Origin of the sequence: Hymenobacter sp. BT188 (genome assembly GCF_014333585.1) — a bacterium.
Classification (GTDB): domain Bacteria; phylum Bacteroidota; class Bacteroidia; order Cytophagales; family Hymenobacteraceae; genus Hymenobacter.
This window is the reverse complement of sequence record NZ_JACSCW010000003.1, coordinates 48,951-68,980: the sequence shown is the minus strand read 5'-3', so window position 1 is coordinate 68,980 and position 20,030 is coordinate 48,951. Positions and strand designations below refer to the sequence as shown.

At 53.4% G+C, this 20,030-nt stretch carries 16 protein-coding genes; 11 read left to right on the top strand and 5 right to left on the bottom strand.

Annotation, left to right across the window (positions count from 1 at the left end; genetic code table 11):
* Positions 1-24: 24 nt before the first annotated feature.
* A complete protein-coding gene (locus H8B13_RS08440; protein ID WP_222841380.1) occupies positions 25-630 on the bottom strand; it encodes an RNA polymerase sigma factor in 606 nt (201 codons plus the stop codon).
* 375 nt (positions 631-1,005) lie between these two features.
* Between H8B13_RS08440 and nuoK the strand changes: the two genes are divergently transcribed.
* From nuoK to H8B13_RS08415, 5 genes are all read left to right on the top strand, one after another.
* The gene (gene nuoK, locus H8B13_RS08435) at positions 1,006-1,338 is read left to right on the top strand and encodes an NADH-quinone oxidoreductase subunit NuoK (RefSeq protein WP_187310380.1); all 333 of its coding nucleotides are present in this window, start codon (positions 1,006-1,008) and stop codon (positions 1,336-1,338) included.
* A gap of 134 nt (positions 1,339-1,472) precedes the next feature.
* Positions 1,473-3,425, top strand: a complete 1,953-nt coding sequence (gene nuoL / locus H8B13_RS08430) for an NADH-quinone oxidoreductase subunit L (RefSeq protein WP_187310379.1) — start codon at positions 1,473-1,475, stop codon at positions 3,423-3,425.
* A 3-nt stretch (positions 3,426-3,428) separates the two neighbouring features.
* Positions 3,429-4,229, top strand: a complete 801-nt coding sequence (locus tag H8B13_RS08425; RefSeq protein ID WP_315985117.1) for a glycosyltransferase family 25 protein — start codon at positions 3,429-3,431, stop codon at positions 4,227-4,229.
* A gap of 86 nt (positions 4,230-4,315) precedes the next feature.
* Positions 4,316-5,782 carry a NuoM family protein gene (locus tag H8B13_RS08420; RefSeq protein WP_187310377.1) on the top strand — a complete coding sequence of 489 codons (1,467 nt, stop codon included), beginning with the start codon at positions 4,316-4,318 and terminating at the stop codon, positions 5,780-5,782.
* 97 nt (positions 5,783-5,879) lie between these two features.
* The gene (locus H8B13_RS08415; protein ID WP_261990320.1) at positions 5,880-7,289 is read left to right on the top strand and encodes an NADH-quinone oxidoreductase subunit N; all 1,410 of its coding nucleotides are present in this window, start codon (positions 5,880-5,882) and stop codon (positions 7,287-7,289) included.
* A 73-nt stretch (positions 7,290-7,362) separates the two neighbouring features.
* On the opposite strand, the gene H8B13_RS08410 is transcribed toward H8B13_RS08415, so the two are convergent.
* The 4 genes from H8B13_RS08410 to aspS all read right to left on the bottom strand — a co-directional run bounded on the left by H8B13_RS08410 (position 7,363) and on the right by aspS (position 12,605).
* Positions 7,363-8,049 carry a hypothetical protein gene (locus H8B13_RS08410; RefSeq protein ID WP_187310375.1) on the bottom strand — a complete coding sequence of 229 codons (687 nt, stop codon included), beginning with the start codon at positions 8,047-8,049 and terminating at the stop codon, positions 7,363-7,365.
* A gap of 129 nt (positions 8,050-8,178) precedes the next feature.
* On the bottom strand, positions 8,179-9,570 hold the full coding sequence (locus H8B13_RS08405) for an OmpA family protein (protein ID WP_187310374.1): 1,392 nt from the start codon (positions 9,568-9,570) through the stop codon (positions 8,179-8,181).
* 285 nt (positions 9,571-9,855) lie between these two features.
* The gene (locus H8B13_RS08400; protein ID WP_222841379.1) at positions 9,856-10,650 is read right to left on the bottom strand and encodes a 3'-5' exonuclease; all 795 of its coding nucleotides are present in this window, start codon (positions 10,648-10,650) and stop codon (positions 9,856-9,858) included.
* Positions 10,651-10,802: 152 nt separating this feature from the next.
* Complete coding sequence (aspS, locus tag H8B13_RS08395; RefSeq protein WP_187310373.1) at positions 10,803-12,605, bottom strand: aspartate--tRNA ligase; 1,803 nt, start codon at positions 12,603-12,605, stop codon at positions 10,803-10,805.
* A gap of 270 nt (positions 12,606-12,875) precedes the next feature.
* Here aspS and H8B13_RS08390 point away from each other — a divergent pair, with 270 nt between their 5' ends.
* From H8B13_RS08390 to H8B13_RS08365, 6 genes are all read left to right on the top strand, one after another.
* Positions 12,876-13,769 carry an ABC transporter ATP-binding protein gene (locus H8B13_RS08390; protein WP_187310372.1) on the top strand — a complete coding sequence of 298 codons (894 nt, stop codon included), beginning with the start codon at positions 12,876-12,878 and terminating at the stop codon, positions 13,767-13,769.
* 41 nt (positions 13,770-13,810) lie between these two features.
* Positions 13,811-17,431, top strand: coding sequence for an ABC transporter permease/M1 family aminopeptidase (locus tag H8B13_RS08385; protein ID WP_187310371.1), 3,621 nt, complete (start codon positions 13,811-13,813; stop codon positions 17,429-17,431).
* An 83-nt stretch (positions 17,432-17,514) separates the two neighbouring features.
* Positions 17,515-17,973 carry a hypothetical protein gene (locus tag H8B13_RS08380; protein ID WP_187310370.1) on the top strand — a complete coding sequence of 153 codons (459 nt, stop codon included), beginning with the start codon at positions 17,515-17,517 and terminating at the stop codon, positions 17,971-17,973.
* A gap of 119 nt (positions 17,974-18,092) precedes the next feature.
* Positions 18,093-18,665 (top strand): hypothetical protein, encoded by a 573-nt coding sequence (locus tag H8B13_RS08375; RefSeq protein ID WP_187310369.1) that lies wholly within the window; start codon positions 18,093-18,095, stop codon positions 18,663-18,665.
* 157 nt (positions 18,666-18,822) lie between these two features.
* Positions 18,823-19,269 carry a nucleoside deaminase gene (locus H8B13_RS08370; RefSeq protein ID WP_187310368.1) on the top strand — a complete coding sequence of 149 codons (447 nt, stop codon included), beginning with the start codon at positions 18,823-18,825 and terminating at the stop codon, positions 19,267-19,269.
* A 129-nt stretch (positions 19,270-19,398) separates the two neighbouring features.
* On the top strand, positions 19,399-20,004 hold the full coding sequence (locus H8B13_RS08365) for a superoxide dismutase (protein WP_187310367.1): 606 nt from the start codon (positions 19,399-19,401) through the stop codon (positions 20,002-20,004).
* The last annotated feature ends 26 nt before the right edge of the window (positions 20,005-20,030 follow it).

The following is a 20,030-nucleotide window of genomic DNA, read 5'->3' as shown; positions in this document are numbered from 1 at the left end:
AATAAGCATATTCTGGGGGGCTTTTTAGTCGGCAAATAGCTCAGTGTACAGTTTTTGCAGGCGCTTGCGCAGGTGTTGAACTGCGTAGTGCTTGCGCGAAATCAGGGTCTTAAGTGGAACGCCAGTTTCAAGCTCCATCTCGCGGAATGTTTTTTCCTCCAGCTCATGCCACACGAACACTTGGCGCTGTTTGGGGGGCAATTCTTCCAGGGCTTCCGCCAACGCCTCCATCAGCGTTTCGCGCAGCAAGCGGTTTTCCGGTGAGTCATCAGGCGCAGGTAGCACATCCGCGAGCAGCAAGGAGTCATTCTCATCATCAAAGCCGCTGACAAGCTCGTTTTCTAGCGAAACAGCCTTTTTGCGACGATAGAGGTCGGTGATTTTGTTGCGTGCCACCCGGAATAGCCAGGCCGCAGCTTGCTCTACCGGTTTGAGCAGGCGGTAGCTTTCGACGAGTTCGGCAAAGACGTCCTGCAGTACATCTTCAGCCTCCGCTTCGTTGGGGATACGGCGACGGATGAACTGCAGCAGCCGGCCGCGCTGTGCGCGCACGGCTTCTTGTATCTGCTGGTCCTGGTGGCCTGCGGTCATTGCCAGCGTCGCATCAAGCGTGAGAGGTAGCGTTTCCATTCTGCCGAGACAGACGGATGAAATAGCAAAATACTTTATGGCAGCCAAAGTATCTGTGAGGCTCGCTGAAAGTAGGGCTAAGACGTGGTTTTGTGCCGCTCCGCGGGCGTTTATTTAGTAGCCCCTATCCTACTGCTTAGGGCCTTTGCCCGACGGGTAGGCATTGGGGAGCTTTTTCCATCGATTGCGCCGAAACATTAGTAGAAGGTCTGGCTACTTATTTCAACTCCATTATCTCAACACCTAAAGCATGGTCGAGCTTCGGGTTACCTACTTATAGAGTGTGCGTTTTCCAATTTTCAGGATACCTTTGCCAGCTAATTAGCCCCGGCCGAGCTTCGGGGGGCTTTTTGCTTTGTCGGCTAGCCCAACTGCATGGAACAGACCATCCCGGAAGTCATTCGCACCGTCCCACTTCAGTATTACGTCTACTTTGCCACGGCTTTGTTTGCCATTGGCGTAACTGGAGTGCTCACGCGGCGCAATGCCATTATTATTTTCATGTGTATCGAGCTGATGCTCAATGCCACGAACGTTTTGCTAACCGCCTTCTCCGCTTATCGCGCCGACCCAAACGGGCAGGTTTTCGTGTTTTTCATCATGGCTGTAGCCGCTGCCGAGGTGTCGGTGGGCTTAGGCATTATCGTGATGATCTATCGGAATTTTCAGAATACCGACGTCAATCTGCTCAGCCGTTTGAAGTGGTAATATAACCCGCCCGTCGTTGTCATCTTAAGTTTGCGAAAGACCTTACCTCACCAAAATAGGTGGTTCTTGGGTCATAAGATCCTTCGCAAGCTCAGAATAACAACGACAGGTGTTTGCTTATAAGCATACCTCCTATGCAAGAACTCGTTTTACCCAATTACGGCGCTCCTCACCCCACGCTGCTGTACGTTCTTATTCCGCTGTTGCCCTTCTTGGGCTTCCTGATTAATGGGTTGCTCAACAAGCGCTTGTCCGCCACCGTGGCTGGCCTGATCGGTAGCGCTACGGTGTTAGGTTCTTTCCTAATTTCGATCTACCTGTTTACCACCTTCGAGCGCCAATACACTGTGCAGCTCTTCGACTGGATTACGGTAGGTTCAATGCGTATTCCATTTCAGTATCAAATCGATCAGCTCAGCCTAATCATGCTGCTGCTGGTAACGGGCGTGGGCTTCCTGATTCACGTGTACAGCATTGGCTACATGGCTCATGATGAGAATGTGGGCAAGTTCTTCAGCTTCCTGAACCTGTTCATTTTCAGCATGCTGGTGCTGGTGCTGGGGGCCAATTTTGTGATTCTGTTTATTGGTTGGGAAGGCGTAGGGCTTTGCTCCTACCTGCTCATTGGCTTCTGGAATAAGAACCACGATTACAACAACGCCGCCAAGAAAGCATTCATTATCAACCGCATAGGTGACTTAGGCTTCCTGCTCGGCATTTTCCTAATCTACCTCACATTCGACTCTGTTCAGTACGCTGAGGTATTCCAGAAGGCCGCGCTCAGCCAGTTCGGGCCCTACACCGTCAGCATCCTAACGGCCATTACCCTGCTCCTCTTTGTAGGCGCGATGGGTAAATCGGCTCAGCTGCCGCTCTATACCTGGCTGCCTGATGCCATGGCCGGCCCCACACCTGTGTCAGCGTTGATTCACGCCGCTACCATGGTAACGGCGGGTATTTACATGGTGCTGCGGGCTAACGTGCTGTTTACTCTTGCTCCGGCCACGCTCGAGGTAGTGGGGATCATTGGTCTGGCAACGGCTCTGTTTGCGGCTACTATCGGTCTGGCGCAGAATGATATTAAGAAGGTGCTGGCCTATTCCACAGTTTCTCAGCTTGGCTATATGTTCCTGGCTTTGGGCGTAATGGGCTACACTTCCTCCCTGTTCCACGTCCTGACCCACGCTTTCTTCAAGGCGCTGATGTTCCTTGGCGCTGGCTCCGTGATTCACGCCATGAGCAACGAGCAAGACATTCGCCGCATGGGCGGCCTGCGCAAAGCCTTGCCCATCACCTTTATCACCTTCTTTATCGGCTGCCTGGCTATTTCGGGCATTCCGCCGTTCTCGGGCTTCTTCTCCAAAGATGAGATTCTGGCCCACACCTACGAGCACAGCAAGCTCCTGTGGGCCGTGGGCTTGTTTACCGCTTTCCTGACGGCTTTCTACATGTTCCGCCTGCTCTTCCTCACCTTCTTCGGCGAGTTCCGGGGCACGGAGGAGCAGAAGCATCACCTGCACGAGTCGCCAGCCTCGATGACGCTACCGCTAATTATTCTGGCTGTTCTGGCAGCTGTGGGGGGTTTTATGGGCGCACCTATGTTCCTGGGGGGCAAACATTACCTCGCCGATTTCCTGGCCCCTATCTTCACGTACTCCCGGCAAATTAATCCGGGCGCTTTCACCGGCGAGATTGATCACAGCACCGAACTCATGCTCATTGGCGCCTCCGTAGCGGCCGGCGTGCTCGGTATCATCTTCGCCTATATCCAGTACGTTTCCCGCGGCGTACGCCCCGTGGCGGACGAGGCGCAACGCTCGGCGCCCGAGAGCTTAGTGTACCACAAGTACTACATCGATGAGCTATACAATGCCCTTTTCGTGCGTCCCATCATGGGCCTGTCGCGTGGGCTTTACCGCTTCGTTGAGCAAGGCATCATTGATCCAATTGTGAATGGCTTAGGCCGATTGACGCTCGGTGGGGGGCAATTAATGCGCTTCGTGCAAACCGGCACAATTGGCGTGTATTTGATTTTAATGGTAATCGGTATCGTGCTGATTCTGGCCCTGAATTTTGGCAAGTTTTAAGGAATGAGTAGTACAGATCATAATCTTATGAAAGCATTCCTCATTAATTTGGAGCGGTCTAAGAACAGAAAGAAGTTCATGATCCGACAATTAGAAGAACTTCAAATTTCTTATGAAATTGTTGAAGGCATTGATGGCAGTACTTTAACCGATGAGTATTTATCTACAGTATGCGATTTTGAAGAATTAGCTAAGAAACCTTACTTATTAAGAAGAGGTGTTTATGGTTGCGCATTGAGTCATTTGAGTGTTTATAAAAGAATAATAGAAGAAAATTTAGAGTGTGCTTTAGTACTAGAGGATGATGTTGAGTTATCCAAAGATTTGCCCGGTATCATGCATACGATTAGCAGCCTAGAATTGAAAAATGAAGTCATATTACTTTATTCTATAAATACGTATATGAAGACAATCTTTTCTACTCAAAATCAACAAGAATTAGGAAATGGATATACGTTAAATCATCCCATTGACATTCATGCTTTGGGTGGGGCTGGAGCTTATATTATTACTAATAAAGCAGCTAGAGGACTTTTAAACAATATCCTACCTATAAGATTTGCGGCTGATGCCTGGCCTCATTTTTATTGGAATAAAATGATCGATAAAGTTCGAGTTGTACTTCCTTACCCAACACAGCCTGCAGGAGACCAAAGCGAGATAGATTACATAAGAAAAAGCAAAATATTTACATACATATCAAGAGTTGAGCCGATTAAATCTATTCTAAAAGTTAGAAGAAAAATGATGGCAAGTAAATTCTTAAACTATACTTTAACTCAAGAAGCATCTAAGTATTATTAGTATTTATAATAAATAGTTAAATATAATGCAGAATATTAAATAATTTATTAGTAACCAACTCGCACCTTACAGTAGTACAGTAGCTAATGCTCACAGCTCTTCTCCTTTTCTTTCCCCTCGCCGCCGCCTTGCTGCTGCACTTTGTTAAAGGCAACGCCGGGCGTGTATTTGCTTTTGGCGCGGCGTTACTAGAGTTCGTAATAGCGGTTTACGCAGCAGTTACTTTCGATGCCAGCAATGCTGAACAGCTGGAAGTGAACTTGCCTTGGATTGCTTCGGCGGGTATCAACTTTCACGTCGGGATGGACGGGCTGAGCTTGCTACTCGTGCTGCTCACCACTTTCCTCGTGCCGCTGATTTTGCTGGCATCCTTTCGCCACGACTATAAGAATGCCTCGGTTTTCTACGCGCTGGTGCTGTTCATGGAAACCGGTCTGATTGGAGTATTCACCTCTATGGACGCGTTTCTATTCTACTTCTTCTGGGAGGTGGCCCTTATTCCAATTTATTTTCTGGCAGGTATTTGGGGCGGAGAACGACGTGTGGCTGTCACCTTCAAGTTCTTCCTGTATACCATTATCGGCTCACTGTTTATGCTGGCTGGTTTCGTCTACCTCTACTACCAGACCGGCCCCGTCGCCAACGGCCTGGCCGCGCACACCTCCGACCTACAGGCTTTTTACGACCTAAGCCTAACCGCTGCGGAGCAGTCGTGGCTGTTCTGGCTGATTTTCATTGCCTTCGCGGTAAAGATGCCCATCTTCCCCTTCCATACCTGGCAGCCTGATACTTACACCGAAGCGCCCGCTCCGGCTACGATGCTGCTATCGGGCATTATGCTGAAAATGGGTATTTATGGTTGCCTCCGCTGGCTGCTACCTATTACGCCGTTGGGCGTAAGTCAGTGGGGCTGGCTGGTGATGATTCTGGCCGTTATCGGCATTATCTACGGCGCTATCATTGCCATCCGGCAGCGCGACATGAAGCGCTTGATTGCCTATTCCTCCCTCTCCCATGTCGGGCTGATGGCGGCTGGCGTGTTCTCGCTTACCCAAATGGGTTTGCAGGGCGCCGTGGTGCAAATGCTGGCCCACGGCGTGAACGTGGTGGGCATGTTCTTCATTGCCGACATCATCCAGCGCCGCACCAACACCCGCCTCATCCCCGAGTTGGGTGGCCTCACACAAACCACACCCCTGCTTTCGGTAAGCTTTCTGGTAGTGCTGCTGGCCACGGTGGCCTTGCCTCTGACCAGTGGTTTTGTAGGTGAGTTTCTGCTGCTAGCGGGCGTATTCCAGTACAACAACTGGCTAGGCGCGGTAGCGGGCATCACCATCATTCTGGGGGCCGTTTATTTGCTGCGCATGTTCCAGCGCGTCATGCTCGGCCCGGCTACTTCCTTCACTGCCGCCTTCCGCGACTTGAATGGAGCGGAGCTAGCCGTGCTAGTACCCTTGATCTTCATGATTTTCTGGATTGGCTTGTTTCCAAATACCTTCCTGCAAATGTCAGAGCCCAGCGTGATTCGGATTCTGAGCTTAATGCAGCGGTAAACAGGCGGTTATGCTCTAAGTGTCGTTCGCCTCTCTTGAACGACCTCATTCAACGACTCACCAACTGGACAGCAACGCTGGAGATTGGTGTTATATCCTGCCAATGGCCTCTATTATATTACTCTCCGTTCTTGGCATCGCCAATCTATTCTTAGGCTTTCTGCGCTCCAACCGCATGCTGCTGCCCGCAGCTATGGTTATTCTGCTGATCGTCTTCGGTGCTAATTTGTATGATTGGAACGCGCCGGCCCAGTCGTATTTCAACAACATGCTCACCATCGACCGGTTTTCGGTCGCTTTCACGGGCATTGTAGTGCTTACCACGCTGTTGCTGCTCCCGTTCTCCCAGAAATACGTGCGCGACAACGAGGCCAACCTCGCTGAGTACTACTCCTTACTGCTGTTCTCACTCGTGGGGGCCATTATGATGGTCAGCTACGATAACCTGCTCATGCTGTTCGTGGGCATCGAAATTCTGAGTATTTCCATGTACGTGGTAGCTGGCTCCGATAAGCGCAACGTGCGCTCCAACGAAGCCTCGCTGAAGTACTTTTTGATGGGTTCATTTGCCACCGGCATTCTGCTCTTCGGTATTGCCTTGGTGTATGGGTCTACCGGTGCATTCCAGCTCAGCGAAATCGGCACGGCCGTTACAAATCCAGCCAACGACTCGCTGCGCCCCATGCTCTACATCGGCATTTTGCTGATGCTCATTGGTATAGGCTTCAAAGTGTCGGCGGCGCCCTTCCATTATTGGACGCCGGATGTGTACGAAGGCACGCCCACCTTCTTCGCGGCTTTCATGAGTACCGTCGTGAAAACGGCTGGCTTCGCGGCATTTCTGAAGCTGCTGGTGCAGGCCTTCCCCGCCGCTCAGGGCTTCTGGATTCCTACTATTGTGGCTATGTGCGCCCTTACGCTGCTCATCGGCAACGTGGGGGCCGTGGCCCAGCAAAGCGTGAAGCGCATGCTGGCTTATTCCAGCATCTCGCACGCGGGCTATCTGCTTATCGGCTTGGTAGCGTTTAATGGCGCACTCAGCGGACTTTCTGCCAACGGCATTTTCTTTTACTCCCTAGCGTACTCCATCGCCACTGTCGCTGCCTTCGGGGTGCTCAAGCTTGTGCACGACCAGCGCCAGCGTGAAGATTACGACGGCTTAAATGGCCTGGCCCGCACTAATCCGCTGCTGGCTTTCGTGATGACCATTGCTATGCTTTCCCTGGCTGGCATTCCGCTCACGGGGGGCTTTTTTGGCAAGTTTTTCCTCTTCGGCGCAGCTGTAGACAAAGGCTATATCGGCTTGGTTATCTTCGCGGTAATCATGTCGATGGTTGGTATTTACTACTACCTGCGGCCCATCATCGCGATGTACATGAAGCCCGCCGACGATGACACCGCCGCGCCCATAGTAGTTGGCAGCTTCCAATCGGCAGTGCTGGTTATACTGGCGCTACTCACGGTTGTACTGGGTGTGCTGCCGGGCCTGGTAAACGGAATCTTATAAAAGATTGATTGTAATCCATCAAAAAGGAGCGGCTCATTAGTCGCTCCTTTTTTATTTACCTCCACCTGATTTCTTATCTAACGCCTAACAATTGCCGAAAATCACTTTCGATATTCTGCATGACTACCGGAATGGCTTTGCGCACTATCTCCGACGCCATTTGTGCCTTGCCAAAGTCCGGACGAAAACCATTATTTCCCGTTATAAATCCCGACGCATTATACTGCTGCATACTATCGAAATAGCTGTTGCGCAGCGCATCCAGCTGGGCACACGACTCCAGTGAAAAGAAGATCTTGTTCTCCGTGTAATACTTCAGGAACGCGTCGTAAGCCTGGCTGGCGGTTTTGATGCGCTCGTCCTCCTCCTGATCAGCGTCGATGTGAATGAATTTCAGCGTGGCTGTCATTTCTTTCAGCGCCACATTCAGGCTCACAATTTTTTGGTAAAGGCTTTCCAGCACGAGCATTCGCTTTTCGTGGAGGCGCGAGTCTTTGGTGTTGGCCAGCTGTAGCTCGGCCCGAAACTGCTCCAAACTGCGGTCAAGCTGGGCCTTGAATTCAATCGACTTGCTTTCCAGCTCCCTTTCGTAGGCCCGAAACCGCATTTTCAGAAATTGCTCGCCCAGCGCCTTGGCCACCCACGAGGTGGCTCCAATCAGCAGCGCATACACACTGATATTTGCCAGAATTTCGCTCCAGTTAATACTCATTCCTATCATTCTATCTACCTGAATACCGCGTCGTCCGGCCTGATTCACGTTGCCGGATAAATACTCGTCATCCGTTGACTATAATAACTTCTGGGGGGCTTTTTAGTGCCCGATTGTCCATAAAAAAGCCCCCTTATTCAATCAGGGGGCTTTTTACGGAACGGTAAAATTCAGGCTCTACTTACGGGTAACACGCAGGCTGATGCGGCGGTTGAGGGCGCGGCCGTCCTCAGTGTCGTTGCTGGCAATCGGGATTTTCTGGCCGTAGCCTTTGCTGGTGATTCGGGTAGCATCAATGCCCATGTCCACGAGCACGGCCATCGCCGCATTTGCCCGGTCCTCGCTCATTTTCATATTGCCCGCAAAGCTGCCGCTGTTATCGGTGTAGCCGCCGATGCGCACTTTGGCGCGGGGAAAGTTTTTCAGGATAGCCGCCACGTTTTGCAGCTGCTGCTGCGACTCCGGCGTGAGCGTAGCGCTGGATGGCGCGAAATACACCCGGTCAAAGCTTATCCATCCCTTCGTCCGATTCACCGAATCAACCTGAGCAACATCACTCGCTAAAAACTGATACAGCTTGTGCTCGGTTGAGTTAGAGCCTACCATTAGCCGCGTGCCATCGCCCATCTTAATCAGCGTGGGAAGGCCCGTGTCGTAGATATAGTTGCCGGTAGCCTCGTCGTAGCGCCCCTGGGAAGTGCTGGTGCTAGTAGCCGTAGCCGCGGGCACCGCTGCAACCTCTTCGGTATTACCAGTCAGACGATTGAAGCCCAGATTTATACGGTCTTGCCCCAGAAAATACCCGAGAGCGGCCGCCACTGCAACCAACAATATCCCCAGGCCCAGCCAATTGGATGACCAGATGGAGGCTTTGGCCGGCGCGGCTTCGGGCTGGTAATAATCGCCAATGGCTGCCACACGACGGTTTTGCACCCCCACAACTTCATGACTATAATTCGTCCCATTATCACGTACGTCAAAACTCATAGGGCTCGGCCGAGGAATCGTCTGAGCCTGGCCTAGCCCCTGCGCTTGGGACTGAGGCTGCGGGGCATGAGGACGCACTAGATCCGGCTGAATAGCTCCTACCATCCGGCGCTGCTCCTGCAACCACTGGCTTAAGCCCTGCGCATCCAACTCATTCTCAGCAGCATGCCTGCCTAATATCCCTAGCGTGATGGGTGTGGTCAATCCCAGCAGATTATTCACGGTAGTATTCTGGCTACCAGCGCCATCAGCCACACTCTCCACTGTGCTGCTGTAGCGGTCACTAAGCAAGGATCTCATCAGTTCTGCGCCCCGGCTTTGCCATCCGCCCCCACCTATCAACCGACCACTGGACGGCCGCAATACGCCCTGCTCATGTGCCTCCCGGGCCATACTCCACAGCACCTCGCCTCCACCAGCCTGCTCAGCCAAGCCCGTCAGACTATTTATTACCAAGGCAGTAACCCTCGACAACGCTCTCTCAATGCTGGCATCGCTCTCTCCTACCGCAGCTACCCCAGTTTGCCGCATAGCCTCCGTAGTGAAGCAATTCTTAACGGCTTCCAGTAAGTTGTAAGTCATAGCTATTCAGGAATATGTAAACGAAAGAAGGTATAATAATACAAATTTTTATGGAATATATTCCATACCTAAAAATACAAAACATTGAATGCCAATACCATATAATCTTTCTCGCATTCTATCAATTTATCAATAGAAACCTAACCATTCTATCTCGGCAATTCGCCTCAAAGGCTGAACTCTATCCAGATTACCAAGTAGCTCACCTGCGTTATCAGCACTCATTACGGGTCAGCGCCCTCCAATGACGACAATACTAATTTGGGGTTTTCGGGACATTGCTTATTACAACCGCCGCATCACGGCACCTACTTCGTCGGCGTACACTACTGCATCATCATGGAAGGGCTCGTCACCCCGAAATTTCTGTAGCACGCGCGCCGTCGTGATGATATCCTTCTGGCAATACTTCACGATACGCGGCAAGTCCTTTTCATCATAATACACGCGGGCTACGTCGCTGCCGTTGATGTCGTCTTTAGGTGTGGGAATACCGAACATAGCCGCCAGCAGCGGCAACGACGTGTAGGATTTCCGGTCGCCGAACTTCCACAGCTCCATGGTATCGAAGTGGGCGACTTCCCAGGGCTTTTTGCCGGCAATATCCAGTTGCGGCGGCAGCGGCAGGCCGTTGATGAGCAGGCGGCGGCCCAGGTAAGGAAAGTCGAACTCTTTGCCGTTGTGGGCACACAGCAAATACTGGGGCTTACGAGCCAGCAGCGCTGAAAACTCGCGCAGCATCAGCTTCTCGTCTTCGTGGGCAAAGGATTTGACGCGGAAGCGCCAGGTTTCCTCCTGCTTATCAAAGTTGAAGCAGCCCACCGAAATACATACGACCCGGCCAAACTCAGCGTAGATACCGGCCTGGGCAAACAAGCTGGCGGCCTCCAGGTGGGAAGGCATGGGCTCTACTTCCTCGGCGCTGCTGCGCCAGCCTTTATCGCGGCGCAGGGCGTGGCATTTGTGTTCCCAGAGCAGGCGCAGCATGTCATTCAGCTCGTCGTGGCAGCCCACGCACGGCACCGTTTCAATGTCCAGGACAAAGATTTGGTCGAGCGGAGTTTTGCGCAGAATCTGCATGGGATAGGTGTGGCTTGCGGGCTATAGTGCCGAAGATAGCATTTTTGGGCTCTGGGGGGCAAATTTTATCCTTTTACGGGTATTTAGTAAAATGAGAGCGGCGCCTGCATCTGCAGGCGCCGCTCTCATTCTTAACACATTAGCTACTGCCTTTATTTTGGAACTACCGCCGTAGCAATACTCAACTCCTTCAATTGCCCCCCAGAAATCGGCGAGGGCGAGTCGATCATTACGTCGCGGCCGGAGTTGTTCTTGGGGAAGGCAATGAAGTCGCGGATGGAGTCGGCGCCGCCGAAGAGACTGCAGAGGCGGTCGAAGCCAAAGGCGATACCGCCGTGGGGTGGAGCGCCGTACTCGAAGGCATCGAGCAGGAAGCCGAATTGGGCTTGGGCTTCCTCATCGGAGAAGCCGAGCAGCGAGAACATGCGAGCCTGCACTGTGCGGTCGTGAATACGGATGGAGCCGCCCCCTACTTCTACGCCGTTGATTACCATGTCGTAGGCGTTGGCGCGCACCTGACCAATTGTTTCGGGGTTGTCGAGCAAGGCAATATCCTCGGGCTTGGGCGAGGTAAAGGGGTGGTGCATGGCGAAGTAGCGGTTTTCCTCCTCGTTGAATTCGAGCAGCGGAAAATCAAGCACCCACAGCGGGGAGAAAGTGTCTTTATCCCGCAAGCCCATACGCTGGCCAATTTCCAGACGCAGTTCCGAAAGCGCTTTACGCGTGCGGTTGGCATCGCCAGCTAGAATGAGTAGCAAGTCGCCCGGCGCAGCATTGAACGCAGCTTTCCACTGCTGCAATACTTCCTGCGAGTAGAATTTATCCACCGACGATTTTACGCTGCCATCTGACTCTATGCGGGCATAAATGAGGCCCGTAGCGCCAATCTGAGGGCGCTTCACAAACTCAGTCAGTTCGTCGAGTTGCTTGCGTGTGTACACAGCGCTGTTGAAGGCGTTGATACCAACAACCAGTTCTGCGCTCTCGAATACCGGAAAGTTATAGCCTGATACGATATCCTGCGTTTGAGCAGTCGTGGGGGGCGTTTTCTCGACGTTTTTGAGTTCTACAAACTTCATTTCGAAGCGCGTATCGGGCTTGTCATTGCCGTAGAAACGCATGGCGTCGGCGTAGGTCATGCGCGGCAACTCCCCGATTTCCAGACCTTTTACTTCTTTAAACAGGTATTGCACGAGGCCCTCGAAGGTGCGCAGAATGTCTTCCTGCTCCACGAAGGACATTTCGCAGTCAATCTGGGTGAATTCGGGCTGGCGGTCGGCGCGCAGGTCCTCGTCGCGGAAGCACTTCACGATCTGGAAATAGCGGTCGAAGCCCGACACCATCAGCAGTTGCTTAAACGTCTGGGGTGACTGGGGCAGGGCGTAGAACTCGCCGGGGTTCATGCGCGAAGGCACCACAAAGTCGCGGGCTCCTTCGGGCGTGCTTTTGATGAGGACCGGCGTTTCTACTTCGATGAATTCCTGCCCATCGAGGAAGCGGCGCGTGGCCTGGGCCACGCGGTGCCGCAGCTCCAGATTACGGCGCACGGGCGAGCGGCGCAAATCGAGGTAGCGATACTTCATGCGCAGGTCGTCGCCGCCGTCGGTGTCATCTTCGATGAGGAAGGGGGGCAATTTGGCGGGGTTCAGCACGTCCAGCTTCTCTACCCGAATCTCGATGTTGCCGGTAGGCATCTTATCGTTTTTGGAGTGGCGCTCCGCCACTTTTCCCGTTACGCAGAGCACAAACTCACGGCCTAGCTGGCGAGCCTGCTCCCGGACTTCAGCGGTTTCAACGCCTTCTTCCAGAGCTAATTGAGTGAGGCCATAACGGTCGCGCAGGTCAATCCAGAGGATGCCACCTTTGTCGCGGGTGCGCTGCACCCAGCCGCAAAGAGTAACAGATTGGCCAGCGTGTTCGAGGCGAAGTTCGCCGCAGGTATGGGTACGGAGCATGTGCTTAACGAGTCGGTAAGAGGTAATCGGGACTTCGAGAGCGAAGGTAGGAAGATATGCCGGGCTCAAAAACGCGGTAAGTCCAGCTATTTATTTTTTCCGGGCTGTAATACCGACCCCAGCACTGCGATTCATATCCTAAAAAGCCCCCCAGCAAAGATTCTCCGCCGAAAGGGCAACTCTTATAGGCTATTCTCTATCTTTCAGCTGATTCTTTCCGCCTTTTCCACATTCCTGCTTTTTTCTTCCTCTTTAACTTCATTCGCACGCATGGCCCTCGTCATCAAAAACCTGTCGAAAACTTACTCCAACGGTGTGCAGGCCCTGCGCGACGTGAACCTCACCATCCCGACGGGAATGTTCGGGCTGCTGGGGCCGAATGGCGCGGGCAAGTCGAGCTTGATGCGCACCATTGCCACCTTGCAGGAAGCCGACAGCGGCAGCATTCACCTTGATGAGCTGGACGTGTTGCGCGAAAAAGATGCAGTGCGCCGCATTCTAGGCTATTTGCCGCAGGAGTTTGGCGTGTATCCGAAAGTAGCAGCCGAGGATTTGCTCGACCACTTCGCGGTCCTCAAAGGCCTTTCCGACAGCAAGGAGCGCAAGGCGACGGTGGCGGCCTTACTGCACAAAACCAACCTCTACGAGGTGCGTCGCAAGAACCTGGGGGGCTATTCCGGGGGCATGAAGCAGCGCTTCGGTATTGCGCAGGCGTTGCTCGGCAATCCGCGCCTGATCATTGTGGATGAGCCCACGGCCGGCCTCGACCCGGCCGAGCGCAACCGCTTTCACAACCTGCTGAGCGAGATTGGCGAGAACATCATTGTCATTCTGAGCACCCACATCGTGTCGGATGTCAGCGACTTGTGTCGCAACATGGCCATCATTAACAAAGGCCAGGTGCTGCTCACCGGCGACCCGCTGGTGGTCATGAATGAGCTACAGGGCCAAGTGTGGCGCCGCGCCATAGCCAAGGATCAGTTGCCGGCGCTGCAGCAGGAGCAGCAGGTGATTTCCTCCCGCTTGTATGCTGGTCAAACTATTGTGCACGTGGTCAGTGACGGATCGCCGGGTTCGGATTATGAGCCGGTGATACCATCGCTGGAGGATGTGTATTTCGCTCGTATCGCGGAGGCAGAAAGGGGTGCGGCAGTAGTGGCTTAGCGCTTCACTTCTCTTTTCACAAGCAAAACATCTTCCTTCTTATGTTTCTCCAAATATTTCGCTTTGAGCTGTGGTACCGACTGCGGCGACCAGCTACCTATATCTATTTCGGCATTCTGCTGCTGCTGGCTTTTCTCCTGATGCTCACGTCGGGGGGCTTTTTTAAGGGGCTGGCAGTGAGTGTGGGCAGTAAGGTGTTCGTAAATTCGCCCTTCTCCCTGAATGGCTACACCACGGTGCTTACCCTGGTGCCGGGCGTGCTGCTGATTTCGGCCATGTTCGGGCCGGCTATCCTGCGCGATTTTGAAACCCGCATGCATCCCCTGCTATTTACTACGCCCATCTCGCGGGTTGGGTATCTGGGCGGGCGCTTCGCTGGCACACTCGTCATTACCATGCTGGTGCTCAGCGGTATTGCCGTGGGCTTGTTTATTGGCACGCTGATCCCGGGTATGCCGGCCGACCGAATTGGGCCGCAGCGGCTGATGAATTACCTGAATCCTTATCTCACGGTGGTACTGCCGAACGTAGTGCTGATGGGAGGCATTTTCTTTGCCTTGGGCACTCTCACGCGCAAGGCGCTGGCTACGTATGTGGGCAGCATCGTGTTTTTGGTGCTGTATTTTGTGGCCCAAAGCCAGCTCTCCGACCTCGATAATAAAACCATCGGCAGCCTGCTCGACCCGATGGGCAGCGGGGCCACCCGCCAGCTCACCAAATACTGGACAACAGCTGAGAAAAACACCCAACTCGTACCCCTCACTGGCCTGCTACTCGGCAACCGCCTGCTGTGGCTGGGAGTGGGTTTCGCGCTACTGGGCTTCTGCTTCTGGCGTTTTCGCTTCGCTCAAAGTGCCGCCGAAGGTACCGTACGGCGCCGTGCCGAGCGGCCCGGCTTAGACGTTGTGCCTACCACTGCCAGCGTCGTGTTACCGCGCGTACACCAGCAATTTGGCACCAGCCAATACCTGCGCCAGTGGGCCCGCCTGACCAAACTAGAGTTTCTGGATATTGTCCGCAGTCCCTATTTCATTGCTATTGTGGTAGCGGGTCTGGCCTTTTTGTTGGCGGCGGCCCTACAAGTTGGTAAAATCTACGACACCAAAACCTTCCCGGTTACAGCACAAGTAGCCATCATTTTGTCGGGGTCATTTAGTTTGTTCGCGCTGGCAATTATCACCTTCTACGCTGGCGAGTTGGTGTGGCGGGAACGGGATGCTCATCTAAATCAGATTTATGATGCCCTGCCGCTGCCTAACTGGGTGCCCTTGACCTCCAAGCTGGCAGCCTTGCTGCTTGTCCCGGTGGTATTGCAAGTCATAGTACTGGTTTGTGGCCTACTGACGCAGATTTTCTCCGGCTACTACCAATTTGAGTTAGGGGTTTATATCAAATTTCTGTTTGGGCTGCGGCTTATCGATTACTGGCTGTTGGTAGTGTTGGCGATAGCCGTGCATGTGCTTGTAAATCACAAGTATCTGGGCCACTTCGTGATGCTACTGTATTACATGTTCACGCTTTTCGCGAGCCAAATTGGTATAGAGCACAACCTGGCGATTTACGGCTCCGACCCCGGCATACAGTACTCTGCGTTGAACAAGTTTGGTCACTTTATTGGGCCGTTTTTGTGGTTTAAGTTGTACTGGGCGGGGTTGGCGCTGGTGCTGGCCGTGGGGGCCAATTTGCTCTGGGTGCGCGGCACCGAAACTAGCGGCAACGTGCGCCAAAAACTGGCAGGCAGCCGCTTTACTGGCCCTGCCCGGCTGGCGATGGGCGCGGGTCTGCTCACATTTCTGGTTTTGGGGGGCTTTATTTACTACAATACCAACATGCTCAACCGCTACCAGGGCTCCAAAACCCAGGAGAAGCTAACCGTAGAGTTTGAGAAAAAATACAGCCGTCTGGGTAAGCGTCCCCAACCACGCATTACGGCCGTGGAAGTGCAGGCTGACCTGTTTCCGAGCCGGCAGGAAGTGCGCCTGCGGGGCCAGTATTGGCTGCGCAACAAAACCGGTCAACCCATCGATTCAGTACAGCTAAACCTGCCGCAAGAGGCTCGAATTCGGCTACTGGCGCTCGGCGCAGCGGGCGCGGCGCCCGCTCGCACGGTACTCTCCGATTCGCTGCTGGGCTTCTATGTGCAGCGCTTAGCCAAGCCGCTGGCTCCCGGCGACTCCCTACCGCTGCGCTTCGATTTGTATTACGCCGCGCCGGGTTTCGAGAACGTGACGAACCGCACCAGCGTGGTCTACAACGGTACGTTTATCAACAGCCAGCTCCTACCCAACATTGGTTATAACCCACAGGCCGAAATCAGCGACGAGGAAACGCGCAAAGACTATAATTTGCCCCCCAAGCCGCGCATGGCGTCGCTAACCGATACGGCAGCCCGCCGCAACACCTACATCAGCCACGACGCGGACTGGGTGCGCTTTGCCGCCACCGTCAGCACCGAGCCCGACCAGCTAGCGCTGGCGCCCGGCTATTTGAAGAAGGAATGGACCGAGAACGGCCGCCGCTATTTCCGCTACGAAATGGACGCGCCTATTCTCAACTTTTACTCTTTCCAGTCGGCGCGCTATGCGGTGCGGAAGGCGAAATGGAACGACGTGGATATCGCCATTTACTACCAGCCCGGCCACGAGTACAACCTCGACCGCATGGTGCGCGGCGTGCAGGATGGCCTGACTTACTTCACCAAAAACTTTGGCCCTTATCAGCATCGGCAGGTGCGCATTGTGGAGTTTCCTGGCTATCAGTCGTTTGCCCAAAGCTTTCCCAATACCATTCCGTACTCGGAAAACATTGGCTTTATCGCCAAAATCGACTCCACCGACCCCGAGGATGTGGATTATCCCTACTACGTGACGGCCCACGAGGTAGCGCACCAGTGGTGGGCTCACCAAGTAATTGGGGCCAACGTGCAGGGCTCCACGATGATGTCGGAAACCTTGTCGCAGTATGCGGCCCTGATGGTGATGAAACAGCTCTACGGCGAGGCGCGCATGCGCAAGTTCCTGAAGCACGAAATGGACCGCTACCTCACCGGCCGGGCCACGGAACAAAGCAAGGAACAGCCGCTGTATAAAGTAGAGAATCAGCAGTATATCCACTATCGTAAGGGCTCCGTGGCGATGTATGCCTTGCAGGACTACGTGGGCGAAGACAAGGTAAACCAAGCGCTGGCATCTTATATCAAAGAGGTGAAGTTTCAGCAACCGCCCTACACTACCTCGCCGGATTTAATACGCCACCTACGCCAAGTTACGCCCGACTCTTTGCAGTACCTGATTACGGATATGTTTGAGCGCATCACGCTGTATGAAAACCGGGTCGATTCGGTTTCTTACAAAAAGCTATCGGGTGGCAAATATCAGGTCACGCTGAACCTGAACAGCAAGAAATTCTACGCCGACAGCCTCGGCAACGAAAAACCCGCTCCGATGAATGACTGGGTTGACATTGCCGTGCTCACGGAGCGTAAAGTAAACGGCAAGTGGCGCGATGAGCCGCTGTACCGCCGCAAAACCCGATTAAAAGCGGGCACCAATAAACTGGAGATACTCGTGTCCGAGAAACCGGTAAAGGCTGGTATTGACCCATTTAATGAATTAATTGACCGCGACCCAGACGACAACGTCAAAAACTTACCTCGCAGCTAGCTAGGGGGCTTTTCGGGTTTGGCCCGGATTGTGCAAAGGGCCGGAAGACACTCTTGTTTTCCGGCCTTTTGTCTATTCTTCCTATGAAATATACTGCTCTTCTCGCCGCGGCCCTCCTCACCGTGGCATCTGCCCAAGCTCAAACCTCCACCAAAGGCAAGACCAAAACGCAGGTCAACGGCACCACCGTTAAGTCGAAGACCGGTGCCGAACCCGTTACACTCGACGGCCCGATCAAGCGCGTCGAAACGCTCTCGGGCATTGATGTGTACCCTGACCCCAACACGAATACCATCTTCCTGAGCTTCACGCAGCAGTTTACCAAGCCCGGTACGCTGGTGATGACCAACTACAAAAATGCCCCCGTTTACACTGCCGCCCTCGACCCCGCGAACAACACGGGTCAGCCCGTTGACCTAGGTCGCATACCAGCTGGCACATATTTGGTAGAGGCTAAAACCGGCAATTATGTGTACTGGAAAAAGGTGCGCATTAAGTATCCATCGGTTCCGGTGGCAAGTAAAAAAAAGAAGCGACGCTAAATCCGCCTATTTAGTTAGCTTTTTTACCTCCGTAGTCGTTTCGGCTGCGGGGGTTTTTTTATTTGTTTTTTTGTTGTGGCGCTGGCGGAAAGTTGCGCCTCTTATTTTCTCTCGTTTCTATGAAAGTTTCTTTGCGTTTGCTCCGATTTGCTCCTTACACCTTGTTTCTGCTCATGCTGGTCGCTTTTGCTGCGCCCAAGCCTAAACTCAAGAAAACACCCATCACCAAAAATCTCACCGTCGGTATTCCTGAGGGCTTCACGGCCCTGCCCGATGATGGCATTGCCGCCAAATACCCCGCGCCGCGCAAGCCGCTGGCCGTATTTACCAACCCCAGCGGCCGCGTCGATTTCAGCGTGGCCCAGAAGCCCAGCACCTTCACCAGTAAGGATTACGGTATTCTGCTCAAGATTTATAAAGCCAGCATTCAGAATGCCTACACCAAAGTAGACTTCCTGGCCGAAGACATCCGCACCATCAACAAGCGCGATTTTGTAGTGCTGGAGTTTGTGTCGTCAGTGGCAGATACGCGTCGGGGGGGCAATTTGGCGCCCATTCGTCGCTACCAGCTCGTGCAGTATGCCATTGAGGGCGACCAGCTTATGGTTTTCACCTTTAACTGCCCCGCCGAAGAGCAGGCTCAATGGCAACCTACCGCCCAAGCCATGATGCAGAGCATTGTGTTGAAATAATTGCATGAATAAGTAAAGCAGAACGTCATGCAGAGCGCAGCGAAGCATCTCGCTCGCGGTAGTTAAGATTAGTAATTCCGCTAAACACTCGAGATGCTTCGGCTCCGCCTCTGCATGACCTCCTTTTAAGTTTAGACTAAGAACTATTCATTAACTTATGACCCTTTCCCTCTATAGCGACGAAAGCTACATGCGCGAAGCCTTGAAGCAGGCGCGCTACGCTCTAGAAGAAGATGAGATTCCGATTGGGGCGGTGGTCGTGCTGGAGCGACAGATTATTGCGCGAGCCTACAACCAAACGGAAAAGCTAAACGACGTTACCGCCCACGCCGAAATGCTGGCTATCACGGCCGCCGCCAACTTTCTGGGCAACAAGTATTTAACTGACTGCACTTTGTACGTGACGATAGAGCCTTGCGTGATGTGCGCGGGCGCCAGTGCTTGGGCTCAGATGCGGCGCGTGGTGTATGGTGCCCCCGAGGAGAAACACGGGTTTCGGCGGCACGGTAACTTGCTGCATCGGCGCACGGAGCTGGTTACGGGCATTATGTCCATGGAATGCGCCGAGCTGATACAGGAGTTTTTTGCCCGCAAGCGGAAATAATTACTTTTGATGGCCGCTGGGGGGCAAATTCTAACCCTTCGGCAGCTTTGTCAGTTAAAGAAGTATAGTAGCTGCCCGAACGCCGGGCAGCCTTACGCGTTTCCTTTCACCTCCAAACCTATCTTTCCCATGGCCTTCGAACTGCCCCAACTCCCTTACGCCTACGACGCCCTCGAACCGCATTTCGATGCGCAGACGATGGAAATTCACCACACCAAGCACCATCAGGCCTACGTTACCAACCTGAACAATGCCATTCAGGGCACCGATATGGAGAACCAGTCCATCGAGGATATTCTGCAAAATATTGCTGCTGCTCCAGCTCCGGTTCGCAACAACGGCGGTGGTCACTGGAATCACTCCATGTTCTGGCAAATCCTGAAGCCAAATGGTGGCGGCGAGCCTACGGGCGCTATCGGTGAGGCCATTACGCAGTCGTTCGGCAGCTACGAGAAGTTCAAAGAGGAATTTACCAAAGCCGCTACCACGCGCTTTGGCTCAGGCTGGGCATGGCTCTGCAAACAGTCTGACGGCTCGTTGCAAATCTGCTCTACCCCCAACCAAGATAATCCCCTTATGCCCGATGCTGGCTGCAAAGGCATCCCCGTTTTGGGCCTCGACGTGTGGGAGCACGCCTACTATCTGAAGTATCAGAACAGGCGCCCCGACTATATCGCCGCCTTTTACAACCTCATCAATTGGGACGAGGTAAATAAGCGCTTCCAAGCCGCTTAGATTCTAAATCTCGGAACTACTTATCC

Coding starts and splice junctions, on each gene's coding strand:
- H8B13_RS08440 (WP_222841380.1), bottom strand. CDS start 630: ATGGAAACGCTACCTCTCACGCTTGATGCGACGCTGGCAATGACCGCA.
- nuoK (WP_187310380.1), top strand. CDS start 1,006: ATGGAACAGACCATCCCGGAAGTCATTCGCACCGTCCCACTTCAGTAT.
- nuoL (WP_187310379.1), top strand. CDS start 1,473: ATGCAAGAACTCGTTTTACCCAATTACGGCGCTCCTCACCCCACGCTG.
- H8B13_RS08425 (WP_315985117.1), top strand. CDS start 3,429: ATGAGTAGTACAGATCATAATCTTATGAAAGCATTCCTCATTAATTTG.
- H8B13_RS08420 (WP_187310377.1), top strand. CDS start 4,316: ATGCTCACAGCTCTTCTCCTTTTCTTTCCCCTCGCCGCCGCCTTGCTG.
- H8B13_RS08405 (WP_187310374.1), bottom strand. CDS start 9,570: ATGACTTACAACTTACTGGAAGCCGTTAAGAATTGCTTCACTACGGAG.
- H8B13_RS08400 (WP_222841379.1), bottom strand. CDS start 10,650: ATGCAGATTCTGCGCAAAACTCCGCTCGACCAAATCTTTGTCCTGGAC.
- aspS (WP_187310373.1), bottom strand. CDS start 12,605: ATGCTCCGTACCCATACCTGCGGCGAACTTCGCCTCGAACACGCTGGC.
- H8B13_RS08390 (WP_187310372.1), top strand. CDS start 12,876: ATGGCCCTCGTCATCAAAAACCTGTCGAAAACTTACTCCAACGGTGTG.
- H8B13_RS08385 (WP_187310371.1), top strand. CDS start 13,811: ATGTTTCTCCAAATATTTCGCTTTGAGCTGTGGTACCGACTGCGGCGA.
- H8B13_RS08380 (WP_187310370.1), top strand. CDS start 17,515: ATGAAATATACTGCTCTTCTCGCCGCGGCCCTCCTCACCGTGGCATCT.
- H8B13_RS08375 (WP_187310369.1), top strand. CDS start 18,093: ATGAAAGTTTCTTTGCGTTTGCTCCGATTTGCTCCTTACACCTTGTTT.
- H8B13_RS08370 (WP_187310368.1), top strand. CDS start 18,823: ATGACCCTTTCCCTCTATAGCGACGAAAGCTACATGCGCGAAGCCTTG.
- H8B13_RS08365 (WP_187310367.1), top strand. CDS start 19,399: ATGGCCTTCGAACTGCCCCAACTCCCTTACGCCTACGACGCCCTCGAA.